12 protein-coding genes are annotated in these 17,313 nt (G+C 36.3%); 4 read left to right on the top strand and 8 right to left on the bottom strand.

Features of this window, described 5'->3' with window-relative positions; translation table 11 throughout:
• Positions 1 to 322: 322 nt before the first annotated feature.
• From recG to pmbA, 6 genes are all read right to left on the bottom strand, one after another.
• The gene (recG, locus tag A9G09_RS03505; protein ID WP_065633531.1) at positions 323 to 2,416 is read right to left on the bottom strand and encodes an ATP-dependent DNA helicase RecG; all 2,094 of its coding nucleotides are present in this window, start codon (positions 2,414 to 2,416) and stop codon (positions 323 to 325) included.
• A 5-nt stretch (positions 2,417 to 2,421) separates the two neighbouring features.
• Positions 2,422 to 4,530 carry a bifunctional GTP diphosphokinase/guanosine-3',5'-bis pyrophosphate 3'-pyrophosphohydrolase gene (gene spoT, locus A9G09_RS03500; protein WP_065633530.1) on the bottom strand — a complete coding sequence of 703 codons (2,109 nt, stop codon included), beginning with the start codon at positions 4,528 to 4,530 and terminating at the stop codon, positions 2,422 to 2,424.
• 19 nt (positions 4,531 to 4,549) lie between these two features.
• Entirely contained in the window at positions 4,550 to 4,840 is a 291-nt protein-coding gene (rpoZ, locus tag A9G09_RS03495; RefSeq protein WP_065633529.1) for a DNA-directed RNA polymerase subunit omega, read from the bottom strand.
• Positions 4,841 to 4,976: 136 nt separating this feature from the next.
• Positions 4,977 to 6,197, bottom strand: coding sequence for a CinA family nicotinamide mononucleotide deamidase-related protein (locus A9G09_RS03490; protein ID WP_081297463.1), 1,221 nt, complete (start codon positions 6,195 to 6,197; stop codon positions 4,977 to 4,979).
• A 46-nt stretch (positions 6,198 to 6,243) separates the two neighbouring features.
• On the bottom strand, positions 6,244 to 7,950 hold the full coding sequence (locus A9G09_RS03485; protein ID WP_065633559.1) for a SulP family inorganic anion transporter: 1,707 nt from the start codon (positions 7,948 to 7,950) through the stop codon (positions 6,244 to 6,246).
• Between the two features lie 36 nt (positions 7,951 to 7,986).
• Positions 7,987 to 9,339 (bottom strand): metalloprotease PmbA, encoded by a 1,353-nt coding sequence (gene pmbA, locus A9G09_RS03480; protein ID WP_065633528.1) that lies wholly within the window; start codon positions 9,337 to 9,339, stop codon positions 7,987 to 7,989.
• Between the two features lie 77 nt (positions 9,340 to 9,416).
• Between pmbA and yjgA the strand changes: the two genes are divergently transcribed.
• The 3 genes from yjgA to A9G09_RS03465 all read left to right on the top strand — a co-directional run bounded on the left by yjgA (position 9,417) and on the right by A9G09_RS03465 (position 11,171).
• Positions 9,417 to 9,953, top strand: coding sequence for a ribosome biogenesis factor YjgA (yjgA, locus tag A9G09_RS03475; RefSeq protein WP_065633527.1), 537 nt, complete (start codon positions 9,417 to 9,419; stop codon positions 9,951 to 9,953).
• 71 nt (positions 9,954 to 10,024) lie between these two features.
• Positions 10,025 to 10,555: an inorganic diphosphatase gene (ppa, locus tag A9G09_RS03470; protein ID WP_065633526.1), complete on the top strand. Its 531-nt coding sequence runs from the start codon at positions 10,025 to 10,027 to the stop codon at positions 10,553 to 10,555.
• 406 nt (positions 10,556 to 10,961) lie between these two features.
• Positions 10,962 to 11,171, top strand: coding sequence for a cold shock domain-containing protein (locus A9G09_RS03465; RefSeq protein ID WP_065633525.1), 210 nt, complete (start codon positions 10,962 to 10,964; stop codon positions 11,169 to 11,171).
• A gap of 148 nt (positions 11,172 to 11,319) precedes the next feature.
• On the opposite strand, the gene gapA is transcribed toward A9G09_RS03465, so the two are convergent.
• Complete coding sequence (gene gapA / locus A9G09_RS03460; RefSeq protein ID WP_065633524.1) at positions 11,320 to 12,318, bottom strand: glyceraldehyde-3-phosphate dehydrogenase; 999 nt, start codon at positions 12,316 to 12,318, stop codon at positions 11,320 to 11,322.
• Between the two features lie 327 nt (positions 12,319 to 12,645).
• Here gapA and mutS point away from each other — a divergent pair, with 327 nt between their 5' ends.
• Positions 12,646 to 15,204: a DNA mismatch repair protein MutS gene (gene mutS, locus A9G09_RS03455; protein ID WP_065633523.1), complete on the top strand. Its 2,559-nt coding sequence runs from the start codon at positions 12,646 to 12,648 to the stop codon at positions 15,202 to 15,204.
• A 239-nt stretch (positions 15,205 to 15,443) separates the two neighbouring features.
• On the opposite strand, the gene dld is transcribed toward mutS, so the two are convergent.
• Positions 15,444 to 17,141, bottom strand: coding sequence for a D-lactate dehydrogenase (gene dld / locus A9G09_RS03450; protein ID WP_065633522.1), 1,698 nt, complete (start codon positions 17,139 to 17,141; stop codon positions 15,444 to 15,446).
• Between the last annotated feature and the right edge of the window lie 172 nt (positions 17,142 to 17,313).

Genomic DNA, 17,313 nt, shown 5'->3' with positions numbered 1-17,313 from the left:
TTCACAATTTTTTCATTTTTGTAATAGATACTATATTACACGATAGCCCTATTCGTGCAAAGCATAAATAAACATAACCTTATTTAAGGTATTAATCTTTACTTAACAAAAAACAAACTACAAAGTGTAGCCAAAAATTATCATTAAGGGGAAAGGAATAAATCAATATAACCAAGCGATTTAATCAATGACTTTTTTGAAATAAAAGTGCGCAACTTGATTTTGTTGATAAAGTTTTATTTTAATTTATTAAGTTAATTAAAAATATGACAAGATTAATTCTTTTAACCAGTTGAGTTCTCAAGTTACAAGGGTAATAATATCAAGCATTGATATATTTTTGACGATCAGGTAGCCAGCACGCTATAAGTTGCTCAGCCATCTGTGGAGAGTTTTGTAGTAAAGGCAAAGAAGCTTTCTGTATTTCACTAATTAAATGTTGATCACGAATTAAATCTACCACTTTAAAATTTGCCATACCCATTTGCCGAGTTCCTAAAATCTCGCCACTACCACGAATTTCTAGATCTTTTTGCGCAATCACAAAACCATCATTACTTTCACGCATCACCTTCATACGAGCTTGTGCAACCTTACTTAACGGCGCTTGGTACATCAATACGCAATGAGATACGGCACTTCCACGCCCAACTCGACCACGTAATTGATGCAATTGGGCAAGCCCTAGCCGTTCAGCATTTTCAATAATCATTAAACTGGCATTGGGTACATCTACACCAACTTCAATAACGGTTGTCGCAACTAAAAGCTGAGTTTTACCAGCTTTAAAGTTTTGCATAACCGATTGCTTTTCATCGGATTTCATTTTGCCATGAACCAGTGCTATTGATAAATGTGGTAGTTTTTCACGTAATTCTTCAACTAACATTTCGGCAGCTTGTGCATCAAGCGTTTCAGATTCTTCCACTAATGTACACACCCAATAAACTTGACGATTATCCAAACAGGCTTGATTCACCTTTTCAATTATTTCTTCACGTCGAGAATTAGGGATAACAACGGTTGTAATCGGCGTACGCCCAGGGGGTAATTCATCAATCACTGATACATCCAAGTCGGCATAAACAGTCATGGCTAACGTTCTTGGAATTGGCGTAGCAGTCATGATCAGTTGATGAGGATAAATTTGCTCTTTAATACCTTTTTGCCAAAGCGTCAGGCGTTGATTTACGCCAAAGCGATGTTGTTCATCAATAATCACTAGACCCAACTTGGCAAACTCCACTTTATCCACAAATACGGCATGCGTACCTATTAACATGGTGATGTCGCCGTCTTTGATACGTTCATACCGATCTTTTTTATTTTTTGCCGTTAAACGACCTGATAACCAATCAACGCTAATACCAAGCGGCTCGAACCATTGCTTAAAATTGTTATAATGTTGTTCAGCTAATATTTCAGTTGGCGCCATTAAAACGACTTGTTGATTATTTTCTATCGCATTTAATGCCGCTAAAGCAGCAACTAAAGTCTTTCCCGAACCGACATCACCTTGAATTAAACGCATCATTGGAATAGATTTTGCCATGTCTTGATAAATATCTTTTACAACACGTTGCTGGGCATTTGTCGGTTTAAAGGGTAATGAGGCCAAAAACGGCTCAATATAGTGTTGATTTACCTGCATAGCATAAGCTTGTTGCTTTTGATTATCCGTTTTTAAGGTGAGCATACTTAAATGATAAGCAAGTAACTCTTCAAAAATAAATCGCTTAATAGCTGGGTGATCACCATTAGATAATTGAGCAATATCAGTATCAATAGGTGGATTATGAATAATATTCAATGAATCAAAAGCTGACAAAAATTGATTCGCTAGTGGTTCAGGTAAAATTTCTTCAGGTGGATTGCGCTTTAGTAATAACAATGCTGCTTGAATCAATTTACGAATCACATTTTGCGTTAAGCCATAAGTCGTGGGATAAATCGGCGTATATCTTTCTTGGGTTGGATCGGCAATTAATGCATTATCTTCTCGATTCGCTCTGACTTTATATTGTGGATGGATAATTTCACGATAACTTTTTCCATTTTTTATTTCGCCATAAGCACTCACCCATTTGCCGATAGCTAAACTGGCTTTCATACCTGCATTAAAATGCATAAATCGCAATATAGCGATTCCAGAATCATCTTGAATATGACAAACTAGCATTTGTTTACGCCGAAAAATCACTTCCGTTTTAATGATACAACCTTCGATAGTGGTATATTCACCAATGCTACTGCTACCAATTGCACAACAAGAGGTGCGATCTTCGTATCGCAAAGGAAAGTGTAATAATAAATCCTGAATGGTTTGAATGCCGAGTGTGTGAAATTTTTTTTCTAAACTTTCACCAATACCGGCTAATTTAATTAACGGAATATGGTTTAAAAAACGGTTAGCCATAATAACTAATTGACATTGCGAGTCACACTCACCACATCTTGCTGTAGCGATAATTTACGCATCAGTTCATTAAGTTGTTGAACATTTTTTACTTCAATTTGTAGAATAATCGTATAAATTTGTCGATCTTTTTCTTCAGTATTCAACCATTGAAGATGAGCTTGTTCATCATTAATGATAGACAAGACATGACCTAACGAGCCTTGATTATTGAGAATATCAACCCAAATTTCAGCAACAAAGAGCTGTTCAATATTCGGTGCCCACTTTAATGGAATATATTTTTCAGGATTATTTTGATATCCGGTAATATTACGACAAGATTCGTGGTGTACAGTTAATCCTTTTTCTGGACTAACATGCCCAATAATTGGATCATTTGGAATAGGATGGCAACATTTTGAAAATGTTACTAGTACACCTTCACTACCTGTGATGACTAATGTCTTATTCGCCTCTGAGTGATTATTTAGTAATGCTTTATGTTCCAAGCCTTTAACAATAAAGTGACTCATCACATTACCTAAACCAATTTCAGCCAGTACATCATCAAAAGTCGGTAATTTTGTTAATTCAACAATTCTGGCAATCTGTTTTTGCGAAAGCTCATCAATGCCGCCGGTTTTAATTAAAGAGAGATTAAGCAAACGTCGACCTAATTCGATAGCATCTTCACGCTTTAACGTTTTTAAAGCTTGGCGGATACGAGATCGTGCTTTCGCACTAACAACAAAATTTAACCAATTCGCATTAGGACGACCTTCAGGAGAAGTAATAATTTCAACCGTTTGTCCATTACTTAATGGCTGAGAAAGCGGGAATGGTTTACGATCTACAATCGCACCAATGCATTGATAACCAATATCGGAATGAACAGCATAGGCTAAATCAACTGCTGTTGAACCTTCGGGTAATTGGACAATACGACCTTTAGGGGTAAAGACATAGATTTCTTTAGGAAAAAGATCGGATTTAACATTTTCTATAAATTCAAAAGAATTGCCCACACTTTGTTGTAATTCTAATAAACTTTGCATCCAGCGTTGAGCTTTAATTTGAGTAGTGGTGTGGTTGAGCTCATCATTTTCGTTATACACCCAATGGGCAGCGACCCCCATTTCGGCCATTTGATCCATATCCTCAGTGCGTATTTGCACTTCAACGGGAGTACCATGCGGACCTATTAATGACGAGTGTAAAGATTGATAGCCATTTGCTTTTGGAATAGCTATATAGTCTTTAAAACGGTTAAGTCTTGGTTTATATAAATTATGTACCAAACCAAGTGCACGGTAGCAAGCATCAACATCTTTAACCACAATCCGAAAGATATAAATATCCATAATAGAGTGAAAGTGTTGTTCACGCATTTGCATTTTTTGATAAATGACATAGATATTCTTTTCAAGTCCCTCAACTTCAGCTTCGATATTAGCTTCAGCCAAACGCCCTCTAATCTCTGATAAGATTTGTTGGATTAATTCTTTTCGAGTACCTCGCGCTGCTTTCACAACTTTTTCTAACACTTTCGCTCTATTGGGATGCATAGCAGTAAAACCTAGAATTTCCAGCTCGGTTTTAATGTGATGGATTCCCAATCGATGTGCTAATGGCGCATAAATTTCTAATGTCTCTTTGGCAATTCGTCTGCGTTTGTCAGGTCTTAATGCACCTAATGTGCGCATGTTATGAGTACGATCGGCAAGTTTAATCAATATAACTCGCACATCTTCGGTCATGGCTAACACCATTTTGCGAAAATTTTCAGCTTGCGCTTCTTGCCTGTTACGAAATTTTAGCTTATCAAGTTTGGAAACACCTTCAACTAAAATAGCGACATGCTTGCCAAATTCTTTAGTTATATCTTGAAAGGTGACGGGGGTATCTTCGATGGTATCATGCAAAAGTGCGGCAATGATGGTTTCATAATCAAGCCGCATATCCGCTAAAATCGTTGCGACGGCAACTGGGTGAGTAATATACGGTTCACCACTACATCTGAATTGCCCTTCATGCGCTTTTTGAGCAAAAAAGTAAGCTTCTTGAATCACTTCAACTTGTTTAGCTGGAAGATAAGATGCAACAATCTCTTTTAAGCTGTCAAAATATTGCATAGGCAATTCTCAGAAAAACTTATTCGTACGAGGGAGTATTTTCGAGAAGAATCGATTCATGAAGTGCAGAACGAACCTCAGCCTCTTCATCTTGTAAAGCCTGAAAATCAGCACTATCAAGAATTTGTTTATTGACAAGACCATCTTCGATTTCACGTAATGCTACAACGGTTTCCTTGTCGTTTTCTTCCGGAACTAATGGCGACTTATTTTCAACTTGTAATTGGCGAGCACGTCTTGCTGCAACTAAAACCAGATCAAAGCGATTACCAATTTTTTCTACTGCATCTTGAACAGTTACACGAGCCATTTTTACCTCTAATTTGTTTTACTAAATTACCTAATGTGAAAGATCGCTTATTGTACTTAATTTTATGGGGAATTGTCCATATATATATTATTTCACTATGTAAAATAACCAACCTTATCGCCAATGCCAAATAACATTAGGCGATAACTTCTAACCAAACGTTTGGCCCAATTATTGGCATATTTAGTAAGTAACGCCGTAAAGCATCTAAAGCAATCGCGCAAAAAATTTTGCGCTCAGTTTGTCGATTTTGCATACGACCCGTATATTTTAAATTATATTGCCAAACCTGTTTTGACGTTGCAATTAATAGCGTAAATTCGCTATTTTTTTCACGGAAATTAACCAGTCCAAGCACAATATCTGCATGATTATGATTTAAGATCTGTAAACAATACGATTTTGGATCTTCAAGTAACAACGGTAAAATTTCTGATTTGACTAAAGGCGCAGCCGATTCAAATAATTGTGAGCCAATAACCCCCGCCGATTGCTGTTCAATAACGGCGATAGTCTGATTTTTGTCAAGTAATAATCTAGAAACCAGTTGAGCTAAACCAAACGCATCTTGTTGGCTTAACACACCTTCAAATAAAAAATTGCTAGAAACAATAACTTTAATTTTAGACCATAATTCATCCATTTTATCTTTTTGAGACTCTGGTCCTGTTAGTTTTAATTCAATAATTGGCATTGCTGCACGATAGCCAATCATAATATCTTCTGGAAGATCAATTTTAGCTTCAATTTCTGTAGCGAGATCGCTTTCAGTTCGCCCCATCGTCGTTAATCGGTAACACAATTTTTTATCGATTGTTGGCAAGCGCTCTATAATGTCGAGTAATATAGAGTCTTGTACCATTTCTTTAAATTCTGATGGTACCCCGGGTGTAAAAAATAGCAAACAGTTGTTGATTTCCATTTTAAATCCACAAGCCGTGCCGATCGGGTTATCAATTAAAGAGGCACTTTCAGGCAACATTGCTTGCTTAATATTACTTGAAGGCATGGTTTTACCACGACGGCTAAAATAATGTTCAATTTTAAGTAGCCAATCATGGTTTAATGTCAGTGATTCATTGTTAGCTTTAGCAGCAGCTTCTGCGGTTAAATCATCGCTTGTTGGTCCTAAACCACCATTGATAATAATAATGTCATTAACTAAGCTACGCTGCTTGAATGTATGAATCAATTGTTCTAAATTATCACCAACGGTATATCTTGATGTGATCGTAATACCTTCTTCAAATAGCAATTGCGACAACCATGTAGCATTAGTATCGATTATTTGACCATATAACACTTCGTCACCGGTGCTAATCATCTCTATTTTAGGTATTTTGCTAATTTGATTCATAATATTCCTTAATATGCTAGTTAATGATTATAAGATGGTTTTATTATTAATGATTTAAATCATCTTCATTATTTTCCATGTGCTCTTTACTTTGCACTAGTCGAACTGAAAAATAGAGATCATAAGCAAATTCAATATACTGTTCATCTAACTTAATATTCATCTGTTTAAACCAGTTTTTTAATGTTTTTCGTCGACCCGATAGTATCAAAATCACATTTCTGACTTTTAACGATTTCACCAGCTCTTCAATACCCGACAAAACACTAACATCTTTATAAGTAAAACATGGAATAGCATCGACAATGACATAACTTATCGGTTGCTGTGCTTCGTCAATATAACTGATAATTCTGCGCTTAAAATAGGCAATGTTAAAGTAAGTAAGTGGAGAGTTAAATCGATAAATAATGGTATTATCTAAAGGTTTAACGTCTTTGCCTAAAGAATGAATGCGTCCACTTTCATCAACTCCAAGTAATTGATCTTTAGGTCTAAATACTCGTCTTAAAAATAAGAATAAACCTAATAACACCGCTAGCGCCATACCGGGAATAATACCAATGACTAACACCGAAACTAGGGTGGTTAAACTTAAATAAAACGCATCACGATCAAATTTAAAAAAGCGAATAATAGTCTGAAAGTTAATTAGCGAAATTGAAGAATAAATTAAAATCACCCCTAATACACAGGTTGGAATATATTTTAATGGGGATAATAAAAACAAAACAACAAAACCAATAATGATAGCTGCAATAATCGAAACCAACTGGGTTTTGCCGCCATTAGCATCATTAACCGCAGTTCGCGATGAAGTGCCACTAACCACAAATCCTTGTGATAATCCAGCCACAATATTTGCCATACCTAAGGCTTTAAATTCAACATCAGCATTAGTTTCATAGTTATTTTTTGAAGCAAAACTTCGTACTGTTATCATCATACTGACAAAACAAATAATCGCTATATTCAGTGATGGCACAACTAAATCACGCATCAAGCCTTTATCAAAATCAAGCCATGATTCAACGGGGATAAAATCACCAGTCACTGTGCCAATAATACGAATATTGTGAGATTCAAAATTAAATAACCAAGAAAAAAAAGTCATCACAACCACGGCAAAAAGCGGTGCGGGATAACGTGGTTTTATTTTTTTCAAGCCGATCAATATCACCAAAGTAAACAGTGAAATTAATGCTGTGAAGATATGAATTTGTGGAATTTTAAACGGTAAATAGACAACGCGTTCAATTAAGTAAGAGTAATCATAAGAGAACCCTAATGTCTTGGCGAGCTGATCCACCATTATGGTGATAGAAATGCCATTGAGTAAACCAATTAATATCGGTTGACTAAGCAAATCAGCCAGCGCACCTAAGTGCAATTTGCCGGCGATGATACACCATATTCCAATCATAATTGTTAATATAACAACCAGCTGCCAACGCAAAATAGGATCATTTGATGCCAGTGGTAAAACTACTGCGGCAACTACCGCACATGTTGCAGTATCAGGACCAACAATAAGTTGTCTGGAAGAGCCAAAAAGTGCATAAACAATCAACGGTAATATTGTTGAATATAATCCAGCAATTGCTCCAACACCAGTGAGTTCTGCATAAGCAATTGAGACGGGTAAAGAAACAGCTGCAACTGATAAACCCGCTTTGAGATCAAAACTAAAGTAATCACGCCTATAGTGTAATAAATTTTTTAACCCTGGCATCCATAATGCAATTTTTTGCATTAGTGCGCTGTTTGTCACGCTTCCCATATATGTCTTTTATTTCCCTGCTATACTCATATTATCAATCAATATCGATCCACATTGAATATTGGTTCTTGTTTCAATATCATTACCAATTGCTACAATATTTTGATACATATCCTTAAGATTTCCAGCAATGGTAAATTCATTAATTGGATACTGTATTTGACCATTTTCAACCCAAAATCCAGTTGCGCCTCGAGAATAATCGCCAGTAATATTGTTGACACCTTGACCCATCAATGACGTAACTACAACACCTTTATCTAATTTAGCCAACATAGCATTGAAATCACTGCGAGGCTGGCTAGAAGATACTAACCAGTTATGAATTCCGCCTGCGTGACCCGTCGATTTTAAACCTAATTTTCGGGCTGAATAATTCCCGAGTAAATAAGTTTGCAATACGCCTTGCTCAATAATATTACGTTTGACCGTTTGAGTTCCCTCACTATCAAAAGGAGAAGAGCCGACACCTTTTAGAATATGAGGATCTTCAAAAATAGTTAACCATGAAGGAAACACTGATTTACCAATACTATCTAACAAAAATGAGGATTTACGATAAATTGCTCCCCCACTAATTGCACCAACTAAATGACCAATTAAGCCAACCGCTACCTCTGGACAAAAAAGAACTGGCGCTTGCATTGTAGCTATCTGCCTGGCGCCTAAATGTGCAATAGTTCGTTGTGCAGATTGTTCGCCTACCCATGAAGGAGATCTTAGTTCACTAATATCACGTGACGAAGTATAGGCGTAATTACGCTCCATTTGACCATTTTGTTCAGCAATAACTGAACAAGAAAGAGAATGCGAACTCGCACAATAGCCTTGTAACATTCCCAAACTATTGCCATACATGTAAATACCATAACGACTGCTAAAATAGCCACCATCACTACTTTTTATTTTTGGATTAGCGAGTGCCACTTCTTCTGCTTGCTTTGCTTGTTCAATAGCTCGATCAACATTCAGATCACTCGGGTAAAAAAGATCTAAATCAGGCGCATTAAATGCCATTAAAGAACGATCACCTAATCCAGAGTAAGGATCAGGCGAAGTGTATTGCATAATATTAACCGCCATATCAATAGTTTGCTCAATAGCCTTAGGGGATAAATCATTAGTAGAAGCGCTCCCCTTTCGCTGATTTTGATAAACAGTAATAGCTAAAGCACCATCACTGTTAAATTCGACCGTTTCAGGTTCACCTAAACGGGTACTGACATTAATACCAGTTGACTGATTAATTGACACCGCAACTGAATCAACACGCGATTTTGCCTTAGCAATTGTATCAGCCACTATAGCCGACAAATTTGCTTTTTGATCTTTTGCCTCTTTTTTAATTTGTTCAATACTCATTTTATTATTTTCTACAATTCTGCTAGTGATACGTTATAATAAGCCAGAAATGCATTTTAGTTAACAAAAGAAATTATATGAATCAAAATCAAAAGACAACCGAAGAAGCAAACTTTAATGTCGATGATATCGAAGATGAAATTATCTACGTTAGTAAAAGTGAAATAAAAAGAGATGCTGAAGAACTTAAAAAACTCGGTATTGAACTCGTTAATTTAAGTAAAAATGAACTTGCTAAAATCCCCCTTGATGAAGATTTACTGTATGCCATCGAATTGGCTCAAAAAATCAAAAAAGAGGGTTACAGAAGACAAATTCAATATATTGGTAAATTACTCAGAAATCGGGATATCGAGCCAATAACACTTGCCCTAGATAAACTCAAAAACCGCCATAATCAACAAGTAGCGATGTTTCATAAACTTGAAATGTTACGCGATGAACTGATTGAAACCGGCGATGCTGAAATGATTATGGACTTATATCCAAATGCTGACAGGCAGCAGCTACGTACTTTTGCTCGTATGGCTAAAAAAGAGTTAGCGTCGAACAAGCCTCCGAAAACAGCCAGACAGATTTTTCAATATCTAAAAGAATTGAGCGACACGGAATAACTTTTATAATGTGTGCTTAAGACTTGTCACTAAACAATATTATTAACAAATAAATAATAGAGGATACAAAAATGGGACTTTTAAATGTACCAGCAGGTAAAGAATTACCAGATGATATTTATGTTGTAATTGAAATTCCAGCGAATGCTTCACCAATTAAATACGAAGTTGATAAAGATACGGGTGCTGTATTTGTCGACCGCTTCATGGCAACAGCAATGTTTTACCCATGTAATTATGGTTATATCAACCATACACTATCTTTAGATGGTGATCCTGTTGATGTATTAGTCCCAACGCCTTACCCTTTACAACCGGGTGCCGTTATTCGTTGTCGCCCAGTTGGCGTTCTAAAAATGACAGATGAGTCAGGTGTTGATGCAAAATTAGTTGCGGTACCACACACCAAACTAACAAAAGAGTATGATCATATAAAAGATGTTGACGATTTACCTGAACTACTCAAGTCACAAATTAAACACTTTTTTGAACAATACAAAGCGTTAGAAAAAGGTAAATGGGTTAAAGTTGACGGTTGGGAAAATGTCGATTCTGCTCGTAAAGAGATTTTAGAATCTTTTGAAAGAGCAAAGAAAAAATAAAATTACTGTTAATTTCACAATTTGATGTAAAAAAGTAACCGTTAAACCAGAGCTATGAAATTTTTTTCTCATACTCTGGTTTTTTTTGTAAATTACACTTTCGAAATAATTATAAAATTTTTAAGATTTAATAATTTGTTTTAGATCAAATTACATTTATTTAACTAAAAATTTATAAAAAACTGCACTCTAACATGAAAAAATTGTCATTAATATCTTGCTTTCGATTATAATTTGTGCGGTAATAGTAACAGACTTATAACAAAGCTATTCATTATGAAAACGATTAACTTTTTAATGTAAATTTATTTATATTTTTTAGTCATGAATTACATAATCTATACTAAGTTTAAGTCTATGCGAGCCGTAAAGGCAAATTATTAATTATTGTTAGGATGTCTAGTAAATGAATAAGAAAACAGGCCAAGTCAAATGGTTTAACGAGAGTAAAGGTTTTGGTTTTATTACCCCTACCGATGGAAGCAAAGACGTCTTTGTCCATTTCTCAGCTATTTCCGGTGACGGATTCAAAACTTTAGCTGAAGGACAACAAGTTGAATTTGCAATCCAAGATAGCCCTCGCGGACCAGCTGCAGCTGATGTTGTCGTTATTTAATAACTAATTAATTCGTTAATTAGTCTAAGTAAAAAGCCCATTTGCGAAAATGGGCTTTTTTATTTGCCGCGTAATCATCATTATTGATTATTTTAATTACAAAAAAGGCAACCATAAGGTTGCCTTTCTAATATGACACAAAGATGACTTATTTTTTAGAAACAACAGCAATTAAGTCTAATACTTTGTTTGAATAACCAACTTCATTATCATACCAAGAAACAAGTTTAACAAAAGTATCACTTAATTGAATACCTGCTTTAGCATCGAATACTGAAGTACAAACTTCACCTAAGAAGTCAGTTGAAACTACATCATCTTCTGTATAGCCAAGCACACCCTTCATTGGGCCTTCAGCAGCAGCTTTGATTGCTTTACAGATATCTTCGTATTTAGCAGGTTTTGCTAAACGCGCAGTTAAATCAACAACAGAAACGTCTGGAGTTGGAACACGGAAAGCCATACCTGTTAATTTACCATTTAATTCAGGAATAACTTTACCTACAGCTTTAGCAGCACCAGTTGAAGATGGAATGATGTTTTGTGCAGCACCACGACCACCACGCCAATCTTTGTGAGATGGGCCATCAACAGTTTTTTGAGTTGCTGTTGTTGCGTGAACAGTTGTCATTAACGCTTCAACAATACCGAAGTTATCATTAACAACTTTCGCTAAAGGTGCTAAACAGTTAGTTGTACATGATGCATTAGATACGATATCTTGACCTGCATAATCTTTATCGTTAACACCCATTACAAACATAGGAGTACTATCTTTAGATGGACCAGTTAATACGACTTTTTTAGCTCCTGCTTGGATATGTTTACGCGCAGTTTCGTCAGTTAAGAATAAACCAGTTGCTTCAGCAACAACATCAACACCCACTTCATTCCATTTTAAGTTTGCTGGATCTTTTTCAGCAGTAACACGGATTGTTTTACCATTAACGATTAGTTTTCCATCTTTAACTTCAACTTTACCATCAAAACGTCCATGAGTTGAATCATATTTAAGCATATAAGCCATATATTCAACATCTAATAAATCATTGATTGCAACGATTTCAATGTCAGAACGTTTTTGAGCAGCACGGAAAACAATACGACCAATACGGCCAAAACCATTAATACCTACTTTGATTGTCATAACAATTACCTTCTTTTGTGTTAAACGATAAAAATAACTGCAAGTAAACTATCAAATTTTAATAGGTTATTCAAGATCATTAAGCACAATAAGGCACGATTTAATTAAATTGTTTATTAACCAATTTTTGGATATCACTAATCATAAATAAAATCAAAAGTGTGTAACAAAAAAGTCATTTTTTTGCTTTATGACAACGCCAATAGAAAAAAGTAAAACATAAAATTCTTTAACCTCTTAAAATAAATACTCCGATAAATCCTAATATTTCGCTATAATAAATCAATGTTGAATAAATAATGAGCTAATTTAGTAAGAATTAATACGATGACCGAACAAGAAAACTTTACTGAACACACACCAATGATGCGGCAGTACCTCAGACTAAAAGCGGAAAATCCCGACATTCTACTGTTTTATCGTATGGGCGATTTTTATGAGATGTTTTATGATGATGCCAAACGAGCTTCGCAATTACTTGATATATCGTTAACTAAACGTGGTTCTTCTAATGGCGAGCCGATTCCGATGGCCGGCGTACCGTATCATGCAGTTGAGAGCTATTTAGCAAAGTTAATTTCTCTTGGTGAATCGGTTGCGATTTGTGAACAAGTCGGGGATCCGGCAACCAGTAAAGGCCCTGTCGAGCGCAAAATTGTTCGTATTGTAACACCTGGTACGGTCAGTGATGAATTATTATTAGAAGATCGTAAAGATAATTTATTAGCATCAATATGGCAATCAAAAAACCACTATGGTTATGCCACGCTCGATATAAGTTCTGGGCGGTTTTTTATTTTTGAAACAGATAGTTACGAATCAATACAAGCTGAATTACAACGCACCAATCCAGTTGAACTTCTTTATCCGGAAGAGTTTCAATCCATGTCATTAATTGAAAATCGTCACGGGCTAAGACGTCGTCCATTGTGGGATTTTGATCTTGAAACCGCCAAACAGCAGCTTAACTTGCAATTTGGTACCAATGATTTAGTTGGATTTGGGGTGGAAGATTGTATTTATGCACTTAGTGCAGCTGGCTGTTTACTGCAATATGTGAAAGATACACAGCGCACCGCGCTACCGCATATTCGTTCAATCATCAAACAATCAGCTTTCGACTTTGTGGTACTCGATGCGGCAACGCGGCGCAACCTAGAAATCACTGAAAATTTATCGGGTGGCACACAAAATACAGTGGCTGAAATTTTAGATAAAACCCAAACCCCAATGGGTAGCCGCATGTTAAAACGCTGGTTACATGCGCCAATTCGTGACATAAACTTATTACAACACCGTCAACAAGCAATCAGTGAATTACAAGATCATATTGATGATATTCAGCCATTATTAAAACTCATTGGCGACCTTGAGCGTATTTTAGCGCGGCTTGCACTGCGAACAGCTCGCCCACGCGATTTTGCCCGTTTGCGTGATGCTTATAACTTACTGCCACAAATGCAACAGTTATTAAGCCAAATGAATACGCCAGCTTTAATTGCTTTGCGAGCTAAAATCAATCAATTTGATCACATTGCATCTATTTTAACGCGAGCAATTGTCCAAACGCCACCTGTCATTATTCGTGATGGAGGCGTCATTGCCAGCGGTTACAATGCCGAACTTGACGAACTACGCAATCTTGCAGATGGTGCAACAAATTATCTGGAACAACTGGAAATTCGTGAGCGTGAAACTTTAGGTATCGACACACTAAAAGTCGGGTTTAATGCTGTACATGGTTACTATATTCAAATTAGTCGGGGACAAAGCCATTTAGCACCAATTCATTATACCCGACGCCAAACGCTTAAAAATGTTGAACGTTACATCATTCCAGAGCTTAAAGAGTATGAGGATAAAGTCCTCACCTCAAAAGGTCGTGCACTAGCACTTGAAAAACAGTTATATGATCAATTGTTTGATTTACTTATGCCACAGCTTGCCGAAATGCAACTCAGTGCCGATGCTATCGCTGAACTTGATGTCTTAACGAATTTAGCTGAACGCGCTTTAACACTTAATTATCAATGCCCTACATTTTCTGAAAAAGCAGGTATTGAAATTATCAATGGTCGCCATATCGTTATTGAACAAGTATTGCAAACGCCATTTATTGCTAACTCATTACGGCTTTCACCTGATAGAAGATTGCTCATTATCACCGGCCCTAATATGGGTGGTAAAAGCACGTATATGCGCCAAGCTGCATTAATTGTCTTACTGAGCTACATAGGTAGTTTTGTGCCAGCATCCAAAACCATTATTGGACCGGTTGATCGCATCTTTACCCGCATTGGTGCATCGGATGATTTAGCGTCGGGTCGTTCAACTTTCATGGTCGAAATGACTGAAACCGCTAACATAATGCATAATGCCACTGAACAAAGCCTTGTGCTAATGGACGAGATTGGACGTGGTACCTCAACTTATGACGGATTATCCTTAGCTTGGGCATGTGCTGAAAACTTAGCAAACCAAATCAAAGCGATGACACTTTTTGCTACCCATTACTTTGAGTTAACGCAATTGCCTGAACATATGCAAGGCGTTTATAACATTCATTTTGATGCCATTGAACATGACAACACCGTTGCCTTTATCCATGAAGTATCTGAAGGTGCGGCCAGTAAAAGTTTTGGTATTGCAGTAGCGGGATTAGCTGGCGTACCGAAGCAAGTATTAAAACGCGCCAAACAAAAACTAAAAGAGCTTGAAGTCATTTCGAAACAAGCGGCAAACAGTCATGTGGACCAATCACAGCTTAGTTTTGTGACAGAAAGTGAACCATCTGAACTTGAACAAGCGCTCAAACAGATCGACCCTGATGCTTTATCACCAAAACAAGCATTAGAGATGTTGTATCAATTAAAGAAAATGCTTTAACAATGGCGCTCTTAAATTAAAAAGGGCTGCGCGCCCTTTTTATTATCTAGCTATTTGTTTAAATAGTTTTACTTATCACAGAATATAAAATAATTATTATCTGTTTGATCAACCATCATATTGATAATCTCACCTTGCCATACTACTAGGTTAAAGCGACTAAAGTTGATCATTGTGCATTAAATTATCTCCATCTAAGCTTTGCCAGCTTATATCAGCTGGCAATTGCTAAGATTGGATTACTTCCAATATTTTTTCTTAGAAGTTTTACCAATACCAGGATTGAGGCTATTGGTCGGATCAAGCTCTTGATAGAATTTTTTCAAATCGGCATTAGCATGATACAGGTGACCAACATTGTGCTCTGCTGGATATTGTGCTCCACGCTGATCAAGTAAAGCTAAAATTTGTTCTTTCACTTTATCACAATCGGTGCCTTTTTTAGCAATATAGTCTTGATGAAAGACATAACAGAAAAAATGCCCATAATACATTTTATAGATAAAGTTTTGATCAATGTCTTCTGGCAAAGTTTCAAACCAATCTGTATCATTACGGCGTAAAGCAATATCTAACGCTACAATGTTTTCCACTGTTTTACTATGGACATTTCGATAAGATGTCGCTGCACCTGCCGCTGCAAATCGATGTAACATTGCTGCTTCAGCCTCTTTTGCATTACACAAAAAATAACTTCCGTTTTTATTTTGGAAATACGATTTCAAAAATGCTTCAGCTTCGGCTATCCCATCATCTGCCATTTTTAAAATCAAATGATGTTCATAGCGATCACGGTAGTCTCGAATGGTTTTCGGTAAGTGATTAGGTAAAAATTTAGCAACAAAAATTGAAAAACGATCAGAAAAGTTTTTCGGAAAGAATGGAATTTTACCTGTAACGCGATCAACAAAGTTTTTAAAAGCAAAAAGGCGAGGTATGGTATCAGTACCTAATTTTTGGATAGCTAAAAAAGTTGGTTTGCCATAAACCGCAGCAATATCAAATGCGACTCGATGCATATATTCGCCTGATACAGGTAATGTTTTAAACTGACTTAAAATATGACGACGAATATCATTTAACTCATTAATGTCATTAGTACCTATATAAAATACTTCTGATTTTTTCTCTAATGGAAATGTATCAAGACGCACGGCAAAAACCATTAAGCGACCAGCACTTCCCGAAGCTTCATAATGGCGAGCTGGATCGGCATTAAAACGTGCAGGTGTATCAGCATCAACTTCACGAACATGATCGCAATAATGATGATCATGACCTAATCCCGCATTACGATTAATATCCTTTTCAGTATAGGTATGATTTTCTAGATTTCGTAAAATGGTTTCTGGCTCATCACCCAGTTCAATGCCCAAGTGGTTAACAAGATGCAATTGACCTTGTGCATCCAATTGTGCAAACACAGCCATTTGGGTATAAGCAGGACCACGTTGAATCAGGGAACCACCAGAATTATTACAGACCCCTCCCATAACAGATGCACCGATACATGATGAGCCAATAACTGAATGAGGTCCTCGATTATATTTTTTTAACTCTTTTTCCAAACGGAATAATGTACTTCCGGGTAAACAAACAACCTGCTCACCATTTTCAATAACTTGAATACCTTCTAAACGGCGAGTGCTCACAATTACAACCGGTCTATCATAATCATTGCCATCTGGGGTTGATCCACCTGTTAAGCCAGTATTGGCTGATTGCGTAATAACAATAACATCAGCGGCAACACATGCTTTTAATATTTGCCATTGCTCAACTAATGTGCCAGGTAATACAACCGCTAATGCATCACCTTCACCAAAACGAATACCTTGACGATAAGGCAAAGTCCGATTAGGGTTTGTTAACGTATATTTCTTGCCAACAATAGTTTGTAGTTGTTCAATTAATGCTGTTTTTTCATTTCCGTTCATTTTATCTTCCCTACCTATATTTAGTTTAACTTTGAATTAATCGCAATTATTTTATAATTACTAAATCGTATAGAAAAGATACATAATGTGCTATTTAATCAGCACTTTTAAGATATTTATTTAGCTCAATGAATATTAAAATTTTTTTATAATTAATTTTTCATATTAAGGA

Source organism: Gilliamella sp. wkB292, assembly GCF_001690235.1.
Taxonomy (GTDB): Bacteria; Pseudomonadota; Gammaproteobacteria; order Enterobacterales; family Orbaceae; genus Gilliamella; species Gilliamella apicola_F.
The sequence above is the reverse complement of the archived record's forward strand: the minus strand, read 5'-3'. Positions and strand labels throughout refer to the sequence as shown.

Coding starts and splice junctions, on each gene's coding strand:
- A9G09_RS03485 (WP_065633559.1), bottom strand. CDS start 7,950: ATGCAAAAAATTGCATTATGGATGCCAGGGTTAAAAAATTTATTACAC.
- pmbA (WP_065633528.1), bottom strand. CDS start 9,339: ATGAGTATTGAACAAATTAAAAAAGAGGCAAAAGATCAAAAAGCAAAT.
- recG (WP_065633531.1), bottom strand. CDS start 2,416: ATGGCTAACCGTTTTTTAAACCATATTCCGTTAATTAAATTAGCCGGT.
- mutS (WP_065633523.1), top strand. CDS start 12,646: ATGACCGAACAAGAAAACTTTACTGAACACACACCAATGATGCGGCAG.
- rpoZ (WP_065633529.1), bottom strand. CDS start 4,840: ATGGCTCGTGTAACTGTTCAAGATGCAGTAGAAAAAATTGGTAATCGC.
- dld (WP_065633522.1), bottom strand. CDS start 17,141: ATGAACGGAAATGAAAAAACAGCATTAATTGAACAACTACAAACTATT.
- A9G09_RS03465 (WP_065633525.1), top strand. CDS start 10,962: ATGAATAAGAAAACAGGCCAAGTCAAATGGTTTAACGAGAGTAAAGGT.
- ppa (WP_065633526.1), top strand. CDS start 10,025: ATGGGACTTTTAAATGTACCAGCAGGTAAAGAATTACCAGATGATATT.
- yjgA (WP_065633527.1), top strand. CDS start 9,417: ATGAATCAAAATCAAAAGACAACCGAAGAAGCAAACTTTAATGTCGAT.
- A9G09_RS03490 (WP_081297463.1), bottom strand. CDS start 6,197: ATGAATCAAATTAGCAAAATACCTAAAATAGAGATGATTAGCACCGGT.
- gapA (WP_065633524.1), bottom strand. CDS start 12,318: ATGACAATCAAAGTAGGTATTAATGGTTTTGGCCGTATTGGTCGTATT.
- spoT (WP_065633530.1), bottom strand. CDS start 4,530: ATGCAATATTTTGACAGCTTAAAAGAGATTGTTGCATCTTATCTTCCA.